Raw genomic sequence first — 15,864 nt, 5'->3', positions numbered from 1 at the left:
CGTCCGTCGTTGCCGCCTGCGGCGGCGAGCGCCCTGCGGGCGCGTCCTCAAGCGCCGGACGGGCTATTCAGCCCGTCCGGCGCTTGAGGACAAGGCACAGCAGCCCGTCCGGGGGCACCTCCCAGCGTTAGCTGGGGGAGCTTGAGGACACCTCCGCGCAGCGGTGGTGCACCCCCCGCGCCCCGCCGTTCACGCCTAGTGAAGGGCCCCGCCGGCCGCCCGGATGTCACCCGTGTGGCGGGCCGCGGTGACCGTGATCACACGCAGCCCTTCGGCCGTGACGGCCACGGGGAGTGACGGCAGGGCCCGGTCGGTGACCTGTCCGGGCGCGTACGGAACGTGCACGAACCCGCCGCGCAGGGCAGGGCGTTCGGTGGCGGCGAGGTGCATCAGTCCGTAGAAGACGTGGTTGCAGACGAAGGTGCCGGCGGTCTGGGAGACGGAGGCGGGCAGGCCCGCTTCCCGGAGAGCGGCGACGCAGCGCTTGACGGGGAGCGTGGCGAAGTAGGCGGCCGGGCCGCCGGGGACGACGGGTTCGTCGACGGGCCGCGCGCCGGCGTTGTCGGGGAGGCGGGCGTCGTCGATGTTGACGGCGACGCGTTCGACGGTGAGGTCGGGGCGCCCGCCGGCCTGGCCGACGCACAGGACGAGGTCCGGGTCGGTCCGGGTGACGGCTTCGCGCAGGGTGTCGAGGGCCGCCCCGAAGACGCAGGGCAGTTGGACGGCGGTGATGTCGATGCCCGCCGGCGGGGTGTCGGCGACGGCCCGGACGGCCTGCCAGGAGGGGTTCACGCTCTCCCCGTCGAAGGGTTCGAATCCGGTCAGCAGTACCCGGGTCATCACTGCTCCCTGGTGGGTCGGGGGGCGGGCTGAGGAAGCCGGCTCAGAAGGCGAACAAGGCCATGATCACGATGTTGCAGCCGAGGAGCGCCACGGCGGTGGGCAGTTGGGCCTTGATCGGACCGTACTGGTCCGTCAGCTCCAGCAGGGCGGCGGGCACGATGTTGTAGTTCGCGGCCATGGGGGTGACGAGGGTGCCGCAGAAGCCCGCCAGCATGCCGATGGCGAGGACGGCTGCGGGGTTGCCGTGCTCCTGCGCCACCAGGACGGGCCAGCCGACGGCGGCGGTCATCACGGGGAAGGCCGCGAAGCCGTTGCCCATGATGACGGTGAAGAGGAACATCCCGACGCAGTAGACGACCACGGCGAGGTAGAGGGAGTGGTCGGGGAGCACCGACGTGGTGATCCTGCGGACCTGGTCGCCGACCCCGGCGACGGAGAAGATGGTGCCGAGCGTGGCGAGCAGCTGGGGCAGCAGCATGGCCCAGCCCATGGACTCCAGCATCGAGCGTCCGGCGTGGAGCGGGGTCGTGATCCGCTTCTCGCGCAGCATCACCATGGCGACGGCGAGGGCGGCCACCGAGCCGATGCCCAGGCCCAGGATGGTCTCGCTGCCCTTCTGGAGGACGGGCCCGCCGCCGAAGGGCAGCGAGAGCTCCTTGATGCCGACGGCGCAGACCAGGGCGACGGCGGGGATGGTGAGGGCGGGGACGAACAGCTTGTTGCCGTGGCGCCGCGCGCTCGCCTCCCGCTGTTCGGGGGTGGTGGTGCGGGAGGTGCCGCGCCCGGTGAAGCCGAAGCCCGCGAGGCAGACCATGGCGAGGACGGCGACGCCGAGCGGTTCGGCCGGTGCCGATTTGTCGACGACCCAGGTGCCGTAGACGAAGCCGAGCCCGAGCAGCCCCCAGAAGGCGGCGGTGCCGTGGCGCTTGGGGTTGCTGCGGTCGGTGAGCATCTGGGCGGCCATCATCAGGAAGATGGCGCCGACGAGCCAGTAGAACCACTCCGCCCTGATCATCCGGCGGCCTCCTTGCGTTCCCCGGCCGCCGCGCGTTCCAGGGTGCGGTCCAGGCGCAGCAGCCGCCAGCCGTGGACGGCGAGGGCGCACAGCGCGGTCGGGACGGCCCACAGCGCCAGGCTGAGCGGTTCGAGGTGGGTCTGGTAGGTGGTGTTGACGAAGCCGGTGATGAGCAGGATCGAGCCGACGGCCAGGAAGACGTCCTCTCCGAAGAACAGGCCGACGTTGTCGGCGCTGGCGGCGAAGGACCGCACCTTCTCGCGCGTCCTGGCCGACAGCGGCCCGTGGCGGCGCTCGGCCGCGCCCTCGGCCATCGGGGCGGCCAGGGGGCGGACGGTCTGGGCATGGCCGAGAACGTCCTTGACGCCCACGGCGGCGGTGATCTGCCGGAGCAGGAGGTAGAGGGCGAGGAAGCGGCCGGTGGTCAGGGTCCCGAAGCGGGATATCAGCCGGCGGGCCTGTTCCTGGAGGCCGTAGCGCTCCAGGAGGCCGATGACGGGAAGGGTGATCACGAAGATCGTCACCGCGCGGCTGGAGGCGAAGCCCTCGCCGAAGGCGGCCAGGATGCGCTGGGGCGACAGGCCGCCGAGCAGCCCGGTGGCGATGCCGGCCACGCCGACCACCAGCAGGGGGTTGCGTCTCGTGGCGAAGCCGACGACGACCACGAGGACGCCCAGGAGAACGATCATGCGCCCAGCCTTCCGGGGCCCGGACCTCGCTCGATCGGGCGAGGTCACTGGCGAGGAGGCTAAGATATTGTTCAACAATCCTCAAGAGGCTTGACCCGGCGATTGCTTGCCCGCCCGCGCCACCCGTCCTCACCCGGCCGCCCGGCACGCCGCGCGCACCGGGCCGGTGCGCCGGCGGGTTCGCCGGCCGCCCCACCCGCCCTCGAACGTCCGGAGCCCTCCCGGCACCCGGCGTTCGCACCGCCGCACCACGGGGAGACGCCATGGCCCGCTCCACCGCGCAGCGCGTGGCTGACGCGCTGCGCGACCGCATCGAGGACGGCGGCCTGCCGCCCGGCACGCAGCTGTCGGAGGAGGCCCTCGGCCGGGACATCGGGGTCTCGCGCAACACCCTGCGCGAGGCGTTCCGGCTGCTCGTCCACGAGAGCCTGGTCGTGCACCGGCTCAACCGCGGCGTGTTCGTCCGCGTCCTGGAGAGCGCCGACGTCACCGACATCTACCGGGTGCGCGGCGCCCTGGAAACCGCGGGCGTCCGGGCTGCCGCCGGCGCGCCGCGGGCCCTGCGCGCGGCCGTCACCGACGCCGTGGACCGGGCCGAGCGGGCCGCCGCGGACGGCGACTGGCGGGGCGTGGGCTCGGCCGACCTGGCCTTCCACCGGGCGCTGGCCGCCCTGAGCGGCAGCCCGCGCATCGACGCCGCCATGGACCGGCTGCTGGCCGAACTGCGCCTGGCCTTCCACGCGATGCCGTCGCCCCGCCTCTTCCACCAGGCGTTCCTGGCGCGGAACCGGGCCCTGGCCGAGCTGCTGGAGCAGGGCGCGTACGGGAGCGCCGAAGCCGAGTTGACCACCTATTTGGATGACGCCCGACAGCTCATCCTTGACGCGATGCGGGAGGCAGCCACATGACAGGAACCCACGGAACGGCCGGAGCCCGGGCCGCCGGCGAAGCCGTGATCGACCTCAACGCCGACCTGGGCGAGGGGTTCGGGCGCTGGCAGCTCACGGACGACGACGCCTTGCTGTCGGTCGTCACCAGCGCCAATGTCGCCTGCGGCTTCCACGCCGGCGACCCGTCGACCATGCGGCGGGTGTGCGAGCGCGCCGCCGGACTCGGGGTGCGCATCGGCGCGCAGGTCTCCTACCGCGACCTCGCCGGCTTCGGGCGGCGGGCCATGGACGTGCCGCCGGACGAGCTCGCCGACGAAATCACCTATCAGGTGGGGGCGCTGCGGGTGTTCGCCCGGGCCGCGGGGTCGGACGTCAGCTATGTGAAGCCGCACGGGGCGCTGTACAACCGCACGGTCACCGACGCCGGGCAGGCGGCCGCCGTGGTGACGGGTGTGCTGCGCGCGGGCGGGACCCTGCCCGTCCTCGGGCTGCCCGGGTCACGGCTGCACGAGGCGGCGGCGGAGGCCGGGCTGCCGGTGGTCGCCGAGGCGTTCGGCGACCGCGCGTACACGGCCGCCGGCACGCTCGTGCCCCGCCGCTCCCCCGGCGCGGTGGTCCTCGACCCCGACGCCGTCGTCGCGCGGTCGGTGCGCTTCGCCCGCGACGCGGCCGTCACCGCCCTCACGGGCGAGGAGATCACCGTGCGCGCCCGCTCTTTGTGCCTGCACGGCGACACGCCCGGCGCCGCGGAGCTCGCCAGGCGGGTACGCGCCGCACTGGAGGCGGCGGGGGTCCGGCTGAAGGCGTTCGCGTGAGCGCCTTCCCCGCCGGTCGGCGGGCCGGGACCGCGGGAGTTGCCGTGGCGGGTGACACCGGCGCCCCCCGCGTCCTGACCGTCGGGCGGCACGCGCTGCTCGTGGAGGTCGCCACCGCCGACGAGGCTCAGGCCCTGCACGCCGAGCTGCTGCGCCGGCGGGCCGCCGGGGCCCTGCCGCCGGTGCGGGAGATCGTCCCGGCGGCGCGCACCGTGCTGCTCGACGGGCTGGACGAACCCGAAGCCCTCGCCGGGGACATCGCCGGCTGGCGGGTGCCGCCGCTGACGGCCGCCGACGGCGAACCGGTCGTCCTGCCCGTCCGTTACGACGGTGCCGACCTCGCCGAGGTCGCGGCCCTGTGGGGCGTTGCCGAGGAGGATGTCGCGCGGATCCACTCGGGCCTCGAATTCCGGGTGGCCTTCTGTGGTTTCGCGCCCGGTTTCGGCTATCTGACGGGCCTGCCGGAGCGGCTGCACGTGCCGCGCCGGGCCACCCCGCGCACCGCCGTGCCCGCCGGGTCGGTGGGCCTGGCCGGCCCGTACACCGGCGTCTACCCGCGCTCCTCCCCCGGCGGCTGGCAGCTCGTCGGCCGGACGGACGCCGTCCTGTGGGACGCCGCGCGGGAGCCCGCCGCGCTGCTGGCGCCGGGCACCCGGGTGCGGTTCGAGGTGAGCGCATGAGCGCGCTGACGGTCGTCCGGGCGGGGGCGCTCACCACCGTCCAGGACCTCGGCCGGCCGGGCCACGCCCACCTGGGCGTCGGGCGCTCGGGGGCGCTCGACGAGCCCGCGCACCGGCTGGCCAACCGGCTGGTCGGCAATCCGGCGGAGTGCGCCACGCTGGAGACCACCGTCAACGGGTGCGCCGTGCGCGCGGCCACGGCGGTGACGGCCGCGGTGACCGGAGCGCCGTGCCCGGTGCGCGTCGACGGCCGCCCGGTCGCGTGGGGCGCGCCGGTGCGGGTGCCGGCGGGGGCCGTGCTGGAGATCGGCGCCGCCACCCGCGGGCTCCGCGGCTACGCGGCCTTCGCGGGCGGCGTCGCCGCGGAGCCCGTCCTCGGCAGCCGCTCCCGGGACCTGCTCTCGGGCCTGGGGCCGGAGCCGCTGACGGACGGTGACACCCTGCCGCTCGGCACGCCCCACGGCCCGTCCGCCGGTGCCGACGCCGTGCCGTGGGCGGGCGAGCCGGTCGGCGGGCTCGTCCTCCCGGTGGTCCTCGGCCCGCGCGACGACTGGTTCACCCCCGGCGCGCTGCGCGCCCTGGCGGGCACCGGCTTCCGGGTCTCGGCGGCGAGCAACCGTATCGGCCTGCGGACCGAGGGGCCACCGCTGGCCCGCGCCAGGGAGGGCGAACTCCCCAGCGAGGGGATGGTCCTCGGCGCCGTCCAGGTACCGCCGGACGGGTGTCCCGTGGTCTTCCTCGCCGACCATCCGACGACCGGGGGCTACCCGGTGGTGGGGGTCGTGCCCGAGCCCTCGCTGGCTGCGGCGGCCCAGGCCGTGCCCGGTACTCCGGTGCGGTTCGTGCCCGTGCGGGCCTGAACCGCACCGGCCGCCTCAGTCGATACCGCGGATGATGTGCGACTCGGGGTCCGCCTCCTCCTTGGCCCCTTCGGGTCCCTCGCCCTGCACGGCGCGACGGGCCCGCGCGGTCTCCTCGAGTACCTCACCGCGACCCGGCGCGCGGTCGCCCTGACCTTTGAGCTGCTCCACGACGACGCCCTTTCCTGGTTGTTCCCCCGGTGCGTTCGCCCGGTCCGTCCGATGGCGCTTCCCGTGGAGGCGTCCGGAAAGCGACGTCCCGGTGTCTCAAGGGTGACGTGAGGAAACCGGGCGCCACCACACCGGATATCGCCAGATGTGCGCTACCGCCATTCAGGTGGCAAATAGGCCTATCGGGGATAAAATGCAGGAAGGTCCGCAATGACACTGAAAGAAGGTGGCCGACGTGACCGCACCGACGTCGCCCCGGATCGATCACCACCCGGACATCGTGGCGCTCCGGGCCCACTCCGAAGAGACCACGGCGACCCCCGTCGCCCAGGGCGTCGAGGCACTCGCCGTGCTCTGCGGCATCTACCTCGCCGCCTCCCCGTGGATCGTGGGATTCAACGGCTCCACCACACTGGCCGTCAACAACGCGATCGTGGGCATCGCCTTCGCCGCCCTGGTCAGCGGCTACGGGCCGGCGTACGAACGCACCCACGCCATGAGCTGGGCCGCGCTGGCCCTCGGCGCGTGGACGATCATGTGCCCCTGGATCGTCTCCGGCCACCAGTTCGCCACCCGCGCCAACGTCAGCAACGTCATCGTCGGCGTGCTGGCGTGCCTGTGCGCCCTCGCCCTGGCGGCCATGGGCATGGCACGGGCACGACGCTGAGCACCGGGGCGGAAGCGCCGAGCGCGCGCCGGCAGGCGCGGCCCGTCCGGTCCGCATCCGCTCTCGGTGTCCCAGGACCAGGCCGATTCCCGCCCATCGGCCGGAGCCGGCACGGCCCCGCCCCCGGGCTCACCGGGTGGCGGGGCCGAGCCGTACCCGGCTCCGGCATGGGCGCGGCCCACTCGAACGGCAACGCCGCAAAGGCCGTTCACCCTGGGGAATGAAAAGTCGAGTGATCTTCGGAAGTAATGACTCCGGTAGGCGGGAATGGGCAATGCTCCCCTCTCCCTGATCTCCCTGATTGCTTCTCCGATCACATCGCCCCCAGGAGGAACGCAGCATGACGACCGTTCGCGCTGCCGTATACGCGCTGTTGCGGTCCCGCGGAGTCACGACCGTGTTCGGCAACCCGGGCTCCACCGAACTGCCGTTCCTCCAGGACTTCCCGGACGACTTCCGCTACGTCCTCGGGCTCCAGGAGGCCGTGGTCGTCGGCATGGCCGACGGCTTCGCCCAGGCCACCGGGACCACCGCGCTGGTCAACCTGCACACGGCCCCCGGCGTCGGCAACGCCATGGGCGCCGTCCTCAACGCCGCCGCCAACCACACCCCCATGGTCGTCACGGCCGGGCAGCAGGTCCGGGCGATGATGACGATGGAGGCGCTGCTGACCAACGTCGACGCCACGACCCTGCCCCGGCCCGCCGTCAAGTGGGCGTACGAGCCACCGCGCCCCGAGGACGTGCCCGCCGCCCTGGCCCGCGCCTTCCACATCGCCGAGACGGCGCCCCGGGGGCCGGTGTTCCTCTCCCTGCCGATGGACGACTTCGACGTCGAGCTGGACGAGGCCGGGGCGGCCGCCGCCCGGCAGGCGGCGCGGCGGCGGGTGAGCGACGCCACCGCGGCGGCCGGGCCCGCCGTCGAGGCACTGGCCCGGCGGCTGGACGAGGCCGTCAACCCCGTGCTGGTGACGGGCGGTTCGGTCGACGCCGAGGGCGCCTGGGACGCCGCGGTGGCGCTCGCGGAACGGCGCGGGCTGCCGGTGTGGGCCTCCCCCGTGGAGGGCCGGGTCGGCTTCCCCGAGGACCACCCGCTCTACCGGGGTGTGCTGCCCGCCGCGCTGGCGCCCCTGGCCAAGACCCTGGAGGGACACGACCTGGTCCTGGTGGCCGGGGCACCCGTCTTCCGCTACTACCCCTACGTGGCCGGGCCGGTGCTGCCCGCCGGGGCCGAGCTGGTGCTGCTGACCAGCGACCCCGGGGAAGCGGCGCGCGCCCCCGTGGGCGACGCGCTCGTCGCGGGGCTGCGGCCCACCCTGGAACGCCTCACCGAGCTCGTCGCGAAGGCGGACGGACCGCCGGCCGGGGGCCTCCGGCGACCGGCGGAGCGCCCGGCGGAGGCCGTCACCGAGCCCATGTCCGCGGTCGCCGCGCTGGCCGCCGTCGCGAGCGCCGCACCGCCGGACACCCTGTGGGTCAACGAGTCCCCCTCCAACCTGCAAGTCTTCCGCGACCTGGTCCGCGTCGGGCGGCCCAACTCCTTCCTGACCACCACCGGCGGCGGGCTGGGCTTCGGCCTCGCGGCGGCCGTGGGCGCGCAGCTGGGACGGCCGGAGCGCCCGGTGGTCGCGGTCGTCGGCGACGGTTCCGCGCAGTACGCGATCACGGCGCTGTGGACGGCCGCCGCCTACCGCGCCCCGGTGACGTTCGTCGTCCCGGCCAATCAGGAGTACGCGATCCTCAAGTGGTTCGGACGGTTCGAGAACACCCCCGGTGTGCCCGGCCTGGACCTCCCCGGCCTCGACCTGTGCGCGCTCGCCCGCGGCTACGGCGTGACCGCCCACCGGGCCACCGGCCCCGACGACCTCGCTGCCCTGGTGGCCGCGTCCACCGCCGCAGCCGACGGCCCGGTGCTGATCGAGGCCCCGATCACGACCGTGCCGCCCTCTCTCTGACCCCGCCCCGCTCGCCCGCCGCTCGCCGGGCTTCCGCGCGCCCGCTCCCTGGAGTTGCCGATGACCGTATCCGTCGAAAAACCCCTGCTCGCGGCCCTGAGCAAAGGGCTGCCCGCCGGGGCCGTACTGACCGGGGACGACGAACTCGACCTGCACAGCCGCGATTCCGCGCCGTTCTGCGCGGCGGGCCGGCCCGCGGCCGTGGTGCGCCCCGAGACCGTCGGACAGGTCCAGCACGTGGTGCGCACCGCCCGGGCGTTCGGCGTTCCCCTCGTCCCCCAGGGGGCCAGGACGGGCCTCGCCGGTGCCGCCAACGCCGTGGACGGCTGTGTGCTGCTCTCCATGGTCCGGATGGACCGCGTCCTGGAGATCGACACCGCCAACCGGCTGGTGCGCTGCGAACCCGGGGTGATCACCGCCGACCTCGCGGCGGCCGTCGCCGAACAGGGCCTGTGCTACCCGCCGGACCCGGCGTCCTGGGAGGTGTGCACCATCGGCGGCAACATCGCCACCGGCGCGGGCGGGCTCTGCTGCGTGAAGTACGGGGTCACCGCCGACTACGTCCTCGGGCTGACGGTCGTCCTGGCCGACGGCGAGGTGCTGCGCGTGGGGCGGAGCACGGTCAAGGGGGTCGCCGGGTACGACCTCACCCGGCTGTTCGTCGGCTCCGAGGGCACCCTCGGCGTCATCGTCGAGGCCACCTTGGCCCTGCGCCCGCCCCCGCCGCCCGCGCTCGCCCTGCTGGCCCGGTTCCCGTCCACCTCCGACGCGGGCGAGGCCGTGGCGGCGATCATCCGCGAAGGCCACCTCCCGTCCGCCCTGGAACTCCTGGACCGGACCACCACCGAGGCGGTGGCCGCGCTCGGCCACCCGCTGCTGGCCCGGGGCGAGGGCGACGCCGCGGCGACCCTCATCGTGGCCAGCGACTCCCCCGACGCCGCCGCCGAGGTGCGGGCGATGGCCGGCCTGTGCCACGGCGCGAACGCCCTGTCCGTCACCGCCGCCGAGGACGCCGGACAGTCCCGGCAGGTCCTCGACGCCCGGCGGATGGTGCTGCCCGCGCTGAGCGCCCGCGCCACGTCACTGCCCGGGGAGGTGACGGCGTTCATCGAGGACGTCGCCGTGCCGCGCGCCCGGCTGACGGCCCTCATCGACCGGATCGAGACCATCGCCGGCGAGTACGGGCTCTACATCTCCACGGTCGGCCACGCCGGGGACGGCAACCTCCACCCGACGGTCGTCTTCGACCGCTCCGACCCCGGCGCCGTCCGGCGGGCCGAGGAAGCCTACGACGCGATCATGGCCGCCGGCCTGGAGCTGGGCGGCACGATCACCGGCGAACACGGGGTCGGCACCCTCAAGCGTGACTGGCTGGCCCGCGAACTGCCCGCCCGCAGTCTGCGGCTGCACCAGGACATCAAGCGGCTCCTCGACCCCGAGGGCCTGCTCAACCCCGGGAAGGTCCTGGCATGAACCACCCGAACGGCGGCCCGGCCGCCGCCCCGCGCCGCGGCGACACCCTGCCCGTCGCGTCGGCGGGCGAGAACCTGCGGCTCGCCCTGACCTACCTCCTCCCCAACTACCTCAAGGGCGTCTTCCGGGGCCGGCCCCGGCTCGCCGCGCTCATGGCCCGGGCCGACGCCGCCCGGCGCGGGCACGAGACGCTGCGCGGGCTGCGCCGCCGCCACGGGCGCGGCCCGGTCATGGTGCGCGGCAGCGCCGGGCCCACCCTCCTCGTCCTGGACGCCGAGGACGCGGAACAGGTGCTGGCCGGGCCGGTGGAGGTCTACGCCGTCGACACCCGGGAGAAGGTGTCCGGCTTCGCGGCCGTCCAGCCCGAGGCCCTCATCGCCTCGCACGGCCGGCAGCGCACGGTGCGCCGGGCGTTCAACGACGCGATCCTGGACGCCGGCTGTCCCGTGCACCGCCTCGCGGACCACTTCCTGCGGGTCGCCGGCGAGGAGGCCGCCGCCCTGCTGGGCCCCCGGGCGGAGGCCGGGCTCGACGGGGCCGCGCTCCGGGCGGGCCTGGAGCGCGTGGGGCGGCGCTGCTTCCTGGGCGAGGCGGCCGCGGACGATACGGAGTTCTCCCGGCTGCTGGGCGAACTGCTCGCGGAGGCCAACTGGATGGGCGCCCGGCCCTGGCGCGCCGCCGCCACCCGCCGGACCCGGCGCCGCATGATGCAGCGTCAGGCCCGCTACCTGGGCGAGGCGGACCCCCGCAGCCTGGCCGGGCTGTTCCCCACGACCCGCAAGGAACCCGAGACCGCTCCCGAGGGGCAGGTCACCCACTGGTTCATGGCGCTGGCCGTGGTGCACTCGGCCGTCGTACAGGCTCTGACCCTGCTCGCCTCGCACCCGCGGCAGCTGGAGCGGGCCCGCGCGGAGCTCGAGGCCGCCGACCGGGAGCACGGGGCGCGCACCGTGGCCGGGTTCATGGACATGCCGTACCTGCGGGCCTGCGTCCAGGACGCGGCCCGGTTGTGGCCGCCCGTCCCCAGCCTGATGCGGCGGACGACCGCCGAGACCCGCTGGCGGGAGGTCGCGGTGCCCGGGGGCGTCAACGTCCTGGTGCCCGCCGGGTTCCACGCGCGCGACGGCGAACGGATCGCTTTCGCGCACCGGTTCGCGCCGGAGAAATGGCTGGACGGGACCGCCGCGAACGACTGGGCCATCAGCCCGTTCAGCCGGGGCGAGGCCCAGTGCAGCGGCATGGAACTGGGCCTCCAGCTGGCCACCGGTTTCCTCGCCGAACTGCTGCGCGGCGGCACGCCGGCCGTGGCAGGGGTGCGGCTGAGCCCCGGGAAGCCGCTGCCGCACACCTTCGACGCGACGCGCCTGCGGATCGGCATCCGGGCCGTCCGCCCGAAGGAGGACGCATGACCACCGACAGCGACGTCACGCCGGAACCGACACCGGAACCCCCGGCGGGGGCCCTGCCCGGGGCACCCGGTGCGGGGACCGCCGGGCCGGCGGAACCGCCGGCGCCGCCAGGGGCTCCGCCCGGCATCCCGGGCCCGTCCGCGGCCCACGCCGACGAGCCGGCAGAAACCCGGGCCCCGGCCACGGGCCCGCACGCGGTGAAACCGGCACCCGCCCCGGCTACGACGCCGGAGCCGATCACCGCGCCGGAGGCCACGACCGGGGTACCCGACACCCCGCCCGGCTGCCCGGTCACGCACGTCGACGCGCCACAGCCCGGCACCGCACCGGACACCTCGCCGGAAACGGCCCTTCCCGGCGTCCTCGGGGACGGGGCGGCAGAATCGCCGGAGACCCCGCCAGGGGCGCCCGGGATCGCGGCCGACTGCCCGGTCACGCACGTGGACACCGACTCCCCGCCCAGCTGCCCGGTCACGCACGTCAACGCGCCACAACCCGCCACCGCACCGGACACCCCACCGGAAACAGCCCTCCCCGGCGTCGGCGTCCTCGGGAACGAGCCGGCGGCCGCCCCGGAGCCCATGGCCGGCGCCCTCGGCGCGCTCGGCGCGCCGGGTGGTCCGCCCGTCCTGCCCGCAGGCCCCTTTGGAGAGGGCCCGGCCGCCCTCCACCGCCGGCCCCCCGCAGGGGACCCGGCAGGGGACCCGCCGGAAGCCGGCCTCCCGCTCGCGGAGGGGGACCCGCTCGGCGGCCTCGCCCGTGCGCTGAGCGAGGCCGCCGGGGTGGTGCGGGACGTTGCCCGTGCCGTCACGGCCGTGGCCACCGACCCCGCGCTCCTCGCCTCCGTCGGTCGCTCGCCCGTGCGGGGCGCGCGGGCGCTGCGTGCCGTGGCGCGTACGCTGCTCGACCCGGCGGGGCTGGGGTACGCGCCGGACGGCGGCCGGCTGGGCCGGGCGGCCTGGGTGGGCGGGGTGCTCACCAGCCGCCCGAACCTGGCGGTGGACGTGGCCGTGACCGCGCTCAAGCTGCGGATCCGGCTGTGCGCGGCGCGGCACCCGGAGTTCGTCGAGGAGGGGCCCGTCCGGCGGATGCTGATCGCCATCGAGGCGGACAGGCAGACGCTCGCCCTGCGCATCCTGCGGCAGAACGTCCGGGCGCAGGGCGCCCAGCGGGCCCTCGCCGCGCTCGCGCCCTGCCTCACCGAGGTGATGGCGTGGAACGCGCTCGTGGACGAGAACCCGTTCAACGACGAGGCGGCCTGGTGCATCGTCAAGGGCACCCGGGCGGACGGCGATCCGCTGCTGGGCACCCGCATCGCGACGTGGGCGCGCTGGGACCGGGGCCCGGGCCGCGCCGAGGTCCTGCCGCCGGACCCGGGCTTTCTGGCCGGGCTGGACGACAGCGGCTCCGTCAGCGGGCACCTGCGCAATCTGGCGGCCCTCGGCAACGACGGCCGCACGCTCGTCCAGCGCGTCACCGGCCCGGACGGCATCACCCGCTATCTGATGCTGCTGCCGGGCATGGCCTTCGGCCTCCCCCGCAACCCCACGCCGCAGGACCTGGTCGGCGCGGTCACGGCGGTGGGCCGCAACGACTCGCCGTACACCCGGGCCGCCCGCAAGGCCCTCGCCCAGGCGGTACCCGTCGGGGCGGAGGTCGCGCTGATCGGGCACAGCCAGGGCGGTGTCGCGGCGATGAACCTGGCCGAGCTCCCCGCCGTCAACGAGCGGTGGCGGCTGACGCACGTCGTCGCGGTGGGCGCGCCGATCGACTTCAAGCGCCCCCTCGATCCCCGGACCCGGGTCGTCAGCCTCGTCAACGAGCACGACGTGGTGCCCAACCTGGAGGGCCGCAGCCCGGTGTCGGTCTTTCCCGTGCCCGCCGACTGGCTGGAGATCACCTGGGTGGACCCCACCCACGACTTCCCGCAGTGCCACAACGTGGACGTCTACGCCCAGAGCCTCGACAAGATCGTCCCCGAGGCGCGCGACAAGGTCGACGACCTCCTCACGCCCTTCCGGGGCCTCGTCGAGGAGACGGTCGTGCACCGGCTCCACGACCGCTGAACCCGTTGTGCAGGAATCCCTCTTGGAGAGCTATCGATGACGCCCGTACCGCGCCCCCGCCGCGAGTGGCACTCCCTGCCCTTCCCGCTCGCGCTGCTGGAGATCAGACGACAGCGGGAGCTGCTGCGCGCGCACAATCTGCACGACACCTTCGGCGCGGGTGGTGAGCGGCCGCGCCGGCGGAGCCCCGAGCTGCTGCCGTACCGCAGCTACGACGGCTCCGGTTATGACCCGGACGATGTCGACATGGGCCGCACGGGCACCCGTTTCGACCGCAACTGCGCGCTGCCGGAGACCTTCCCGGAGCCCGAGGACAAGGGCCTGTTCTCGCCCAGCCCGCGCGAGGTCAGCCGGGAGCTGCTGGCCCGCCGGTCCGGCTTCCGGCCCGCCCGCGGCCTCAACATGCTGGCCGCCGCCTGGATCCAGTTCCAGAACCACGGCTGGTTCAGCCACGGTGACAACACGGCCGACGAGCCGCTGGACGTGCCGCTGGCCGAGGACGACGACTGGCCGCGCTGCCCGATGATGGTGCGCCGCTCCCGGCCCGACCCCACCTCCCACACCGACACCACCCGCCCGCCGACTTACGAGAACACCGTCAGCCACTGGTGGGACGGCTCGCAGATCTACGGCTCCACCGAGGAGCAGTGCCGGGCGCTGCGGGCGGGCGAGGGCGGCAAGCTGGCCGTGGAGAAGGGGCGGCTGCCCGACGAGCGGCGGCCCGGCCTGTCGGGCATCGATCTCACCGGCTTCAACGACAACTACTGGGTCGGGCTGTCCCTGCTGCACACGCTCTTCGCCAAGGAGCACAACGCGATCTGCGACCGGATCGCGGCCGCCCACCCCACCTGGGGCGACGAGCGGCTGTTCCAGACGGCGCGGCTGGTCAACGCCGCCGTCATGGCCAAGATCCACACGGTGGAGTGGACGCCGTCGCTGATCGACCGGCCGGTGACCCGGGCGGCCATGCACATCAACTGGTACGGCGTGCTCCCGGCCCGGGTGCGCGGCAGGATCGGACGGTTCGGCAAGGGCGAGACCCTCTTCGGCATCCTGGGCTCCCCCACCGACCACCACAGCGCCCCGTTCTCGATGACCGAGGAGTTCGTCACCTCCTACCGGATGCACCCGCTGCTCCGGGACGAGTACGAGATCCACTCCCACCGCACCGGAGCGCTCGTCGAGCGGACGGACTTCGAGCAGCTCCACGGGCCGGCCACCCGGCCGGCGGTGGACCGCTGGGGCTGGTCCGACCTGCTGTACTCCTTCGGCACCATGAACCCCGGTGACATCACCCTGCACAACCATCCGGACTGTCTGCGGGACCTGGCCCGGATCTCCGGGGAGCACGTCGACGTGGGCACGGTGGACATCCTGCGCGACCGCGAGCGCGGGGTGCCCCGCTACACGGCCTTCCGCTCGGCCCTGCACCGGCCACCGGTCAGCGGCTTCGAGGAGCTGACGGGCGGGGACGTGGGGCTGGCGGCCGAGCTGCGCGAGGTGTACGACGGACGCCTGGACCGGGTCGACACCATGGTGGGGATGTACGCCGAGCCCAGGCCGCGCGGCTTCGCGTTCAGCGACACGGCCTTCCGGATTTTCACCCTCATGGCGTCCCGGCGGCTGAAGAGCGACCGGTTCTTCACGAGCGACTACCGGCCGGAGATCTACACGCCGGAGGGCATGGAGTGGATCGAGCGCACCGGGATGACGGATGTGCTGCTGCGCCACCATCCGGAGCTCGCCCCGGCGCTGCACGGGGTCCGCAACGTGTTCGCGCCCTGGCGGATGCTGCGGCCCGGGGGGATCGGCTGATGGGACCGGCGGAACCGACGAAGACCGACGAGAGGGGCGGCGCGGTGGAGCACGCCGGGGAGAAGTGGTCGGGCCCGGTGCGCGAGCAGGCGCGGCGGCTGCGGGAGCAGGCGGGCCGGCTGCGGGCGGGGGCCGGTGCGGCCTCGCTGCCGGGGGCGGAGGGCAAGGCGCTGCGGAAGCGGATCCTCGCCCACGCCGACCGGGCGGAGACGGCCGCGCACTCCCTGGAGCGCGCGGCGGACGCCCTGTCCGACCATGAGCGGGTGCTGGCCGCGCTCGCGGCGAGGCGGCGGGAGAACGGCGGCTCGGCGCAGATCTGGTGAATGGCCGAGCGCTCCGCCGAACGCGCGGCGCGGCAGCCGCGGGTGCGTTGTGGCCGGCCGCGCAGTTCCCCGCGCCCCTTTCGGGGCCCGGCTGAACCGCACGGGAGGGGTTGGATGCCACCGAGGAGTAGCCCGACAGCACGCCAGCGACGGCTGGGCGCGGAGTTGCGCAAACTGCGCGAACGGGCCGGAAT

The 15,864-nt window shown here is 74.8% G+C and carries 15 protein-coding genes; 11 read left to right on the top strand and 4 right to left on the bottom strand.

Annotated elements, in window-relative coordinates; all coding sequences use genetic code 11:
* Positions 1 to 195: 195 nt before the first annotated feature.
* From pcp to ABZ951_RS31815, 3 genes are read right to left on the bottom strand one after another with little or no spacing between them, the layout of a single operon-like run.
* On the bottom strand, positions 196 to 840 hold the full coding sequence (gene pcp / locus ABZ951_RS31825; protein ID WP_344096673.1) for a pyroglutamyl-peptidase I: 645 nt from the start codon (positions 838 to 840) through the stop codon (positions 196 to 198).
* A 43-nt stretch (positions 841 to 883) separates the two neighbouring features.
* On the bottom strand, positions 884 to 1,858 hold the full coding sequence (locus tag ABZ951_RS31820; protein ID WP_344096670.1) for a DUF979 domain-containing protein: 975 nt from the start codon (positions 1,856 to 1,858) through the stop codon (positions 884 to 886).
* A complete protein-coding gene (locus ABZ951_RS31815) occupies positions 1,855 to 2,547 on the bottom strand; it encodes a DUF969 domain-containing protein (RefSeq protein ID WP_344096668.1) in 693 nt (230 codons plus the stop codon). Before ABZ951_RS31815 ends, ABZ951_RS31820 begins: the two co-directional genes overlap by 4 nt.
* A 263-nt stretch (positions 2,548 to 2,810) precedes the next feature.
* Between ABZ951_RS31815 and ABZ951_RS31810 the strand changes: the two genes are divergently transcribed.
* From ABZ951_RS31810 to ABZ951_RS31795, 4 genes are read left to right on the top strand one after another with little or no spacing between them, the layout of a single operon-like run.
* Positions 2,811 to 3,455 carry a GntR family transcriptional regulator gene (locus ABZ951_RS31810; protein WP_344096666.1) on the top strand — a complete coding sequence of 215 codons (645 nt, stop codon included), beginning with the start codon at positions 2,811 to 2,813 and terminating at the stop codon, positions 3,453 to 3,455.
* Positions 3,452 to 4,252, top strand: coding sequence for a 5-oxoprolinase subunit PxpA (locus ABZ951_RS31805; RefSeq protein ID WP_344096664.1), 801 nt, complete (start codon positions 3,452 to 3,454; stop codon positions 4,250 to 4,252). Before ABZ951_RS31810 ends, ABZ951_RS31805 begins: the two co-directional genes overlap by 4 nt.
* A 44-nt stretch (positions 4,253 to 4,296) precedes the next feature.
* Positions 4,297 to 4,932 carry a 5-oxoprolinase subunit PxpB gene (pxpB, locus tag ABZ951_RS31800; RefSeq protein WP_344096662.1) on the top strand — a complete coding sequence of 212 codons (636 nt, stop codon included), beginning with the start codon at positions 4,297 to 4,299 and terminating at the stop codon, positions 4,930 to 4,932.
* Positions 4,929 to 5,792 carry a biotin-dependent carboxyltransferase family protein gene (locus ABZ951_RS31795; RefSeq protein WP_344096660.1) on the top strand — a complete coding sequence of 288 codons (864 nt, stop codon included), beginning with the start codon at positions 4,929 to 4,931 and terminating at the stop codon, positions 5,790 to 5,792. The genes pxpB and ABZ951_RS31795 overlap by 4 nt, the downstream gene beginning before the upstream one ends.
* Positions 5,793 to 5,807: 15 nt before the next feature.
* Here ABZ951_RS31795 and ABZ951_RS31790 read toward each other — a convergent pair whose 3' ends face one another.
* Positions 5,808 to 5,963, bottom strand: a complete 156-nt coding sequence (locus ABZ951_RS31790) for a hypothetical protein (protein ID WP_344096658.1) — start codon at positions 5,961 to 5,963, stop codon at positions 5,808 to 5,810.
* A 235-nt stretch (positions 5,964 to 6,198) separates the two neighbouring features.
* Here ABZ951_RS31790 and ABZ951_RS31785 point away from each other — a divergent pair, with 235 nt between their 5' ends.
* The 7 genes from ABZ951_RS31785 to ABZ951_RS31755 all read left to right on the top strand — a co-directional run bounded on the left by ABZ951_RS31785 (position 6,199) and on the right by ABZ951_RS31755 (position 15,670).
* Positions 6,199 to 6,630, top strand: a complete 432-nt coding sequence (locus ABZ951_RS31785; RefSeq protein WP_344096656.1) for an SPW repeat protein — start codon at positions 6,199 to 6,201, stop codon at positions 6,628 to 6,630.
* Positions 6,631 to 6,970: 340 nt separating this feature from the next.
* Positions 6,971 to 8,584: a benzoylformate decarboxylase gene (gene mdlC, locus ABZ951_RS31780; RefSeq protein ID WP_344096654.1), complete on the top strand. Its 1,614-nt coding sequence runs from the start codon at positions 6,971 to 6,973 to the stop codon at positions 8,582 to 8,584.
* A 60-nt stretch (positions 8,585 to 8,644) separates the two neighbouring features.
* Entirely contained in the window at positions 8,645 to 10,057 is a 1,413-nt protein-coding gene (locus ABZ951_RS31775; protein WP_344096652.1) for an FAD-linked oxidase C-terminal domain-containing protein, read from the top strand.
* The gene (locus tag ABZ951_RS31770) at positions 10,054 to 11,466 is read left to right on the top strand and encodes a cytochrome P450 (protein WP_344096649.1); all 1,413 of its coding nucleotides are present in this window, start codon (positions 10,054 to 10,056) and stop codon (positions 11,464 to 11,466) included. The genes ABZ951_RS31775 and ABZ951_RS31770 overlap by 4 nt, the downstream gene beginning before the upstream one ends.
* The gene (locus tag ABZ951_RS31765; RefSeq protein WP_361281467.1) at positions 11,463 to 13,532 is read left to right on the top strand and encodes a hypothetical protein; all 2,070 of its coding nucleotides are present in this window, start codon (positions 11,463 to 11,465) and stop codon (positions 13,530 to 13,532) included. The genes ABZ951_RS31770 and ABZ951_RS31765 overlap by 4 nt, the downstream gene beginning before the upstream one ends.
* Before the next feature lie 36 nt (positions 13,533 to 13,568).
* A complete protein-coding gene (locus tag ABZ951_RS31760) occupies positions 13,569 to 15,347 on the top strand; it encodes a peroxidase family protein (RefSeq protein WP_344096645.1) in 1,779 nt (592 codons plus the stop codon).
* Positions 15,347 to 15,670, top strand: a complete 324-nt coding sequence (locus ABZ951_RS31755) for a hypothetical protein (protein ID WP_344096643.1) — start codon at positions 15,347 to 15,349, stop codon at positions 15,668 to 15,670. The genes ABZ951_RS31760 and ABZ951_RS31755 overlap by 1 nt, the downstream gene beginning before the upstream one ends.
* The last annotated feature ends 194 nt before the right edge of the window (positions 15,671 to 15,864 follow it).

It is taken from the genome of Streptomyces sp. NPDC046215 (genome assembly GCF_040646215.1).
In the GTDB taxonomy this organism is placed as follows: Bacteria; Actinomycetota; Actinomycetes; order Streptomycetales; family Streptomycetaceae; genus Streptomyces; species Streptomyces stramineus.
Note: the sequence above shows the minus strand (reverse complement) of the source record. Positions and strands in the feature narration are given on the sequence as shown.

What these genes read in the sequence shown, in the direction of transcription:
- ABZ951_RS31805 (WP_344096664.1), top strand. Translation starts at nt 3,452, where the DNA reads ATGACAGGAACCCACGGAACGGCCGGAGCCCGGGCCGCCGGCGAAGCC.
- ABZ951_RS31775 (WP_344096652.1), top strand. Translation starts at nt 8,645, where the DNA reads ATGACCGTATCCGTCGAAAAACCCCTGCTCGCGGCCCTGAGCAAAGGG.
- pcp (WP_344096673.1), bottom strand. Translation starts at nt 840, where the DNA reads ATGACCCGGGTACTGCTGACCGGATTCGAACCCTTCGACGGGGAGAGC.
- ABZ951_RS31820 (WP_344096670.1), bottom strand. Translation starts at nt 1,858, where the DNA reads ATGATCAGGGCGGAGTGGTTCTACTGGCTCGTCGGCGCCATCTTCCTG.
- ABZ951_RS31755 (WP_344096643.1), top strand. Translation starts at nt 15,347, where the DNA reads ATGGGACCGGCGGAACCGACGAAGACCGACGAGAGGGGCGGCGCGGTG.
- ABZ951_RS31795 (WP_344096660.1), top strand. Translation starts at nt 4,929, where the DNA reads ATGAGCGCGCTGACGGTCGTCCGGGCGGGGGCGCTCACCACCGTCCAG.
- ABZ951_RS31760 (WP_344096645.1), top strand. Translation starts at nt 13,569, where the DNA reads ATGACGCCCGTACCGCGCCCCCGCCGCGAGTGGCACTCCCTGCCCTTC.
- ABZ951_RS31815 (WP_344096668.1), bottom strand. Translation starts at nt 2,547, where the DNA reads ATGATCGTTCTCCTGGGCGTCCTCGTGGTCGTCGTCGGCTTCGCCACG.
- ABZ951_RS31810 (WP_344096666.1), top strand. Translation starts at nt 2,811, where the DNA reads ATGGCCCGCTCCACCGCGCAGCGCGTGGCTGACGCGCTGCGCGACCGC.
- ABZ951_RS31765 (WP_361281467.1), top strand. Translation starts at nt 11,463, where the DNA reads ATGACCACCGACAGCGACGTCACGCCGGAACCGACACCGGAACCCCCG.
- ABZ951_RS31770 (WP_344096649.1), top strand. Translation starts at nt 10,054, where the DNA reads ATGAACCACCCGAACGGCGGCCCGGCCGCCGCCCCGCGCCGCGGCGAC.
- mdlC (WP_344096654.1), top strand. Translation starts at nt 6,971, where the DNA reads ATGACGACCGTTCGCGCTGCCGTATACGCGCTGTTGCGGTCCCGCGGA.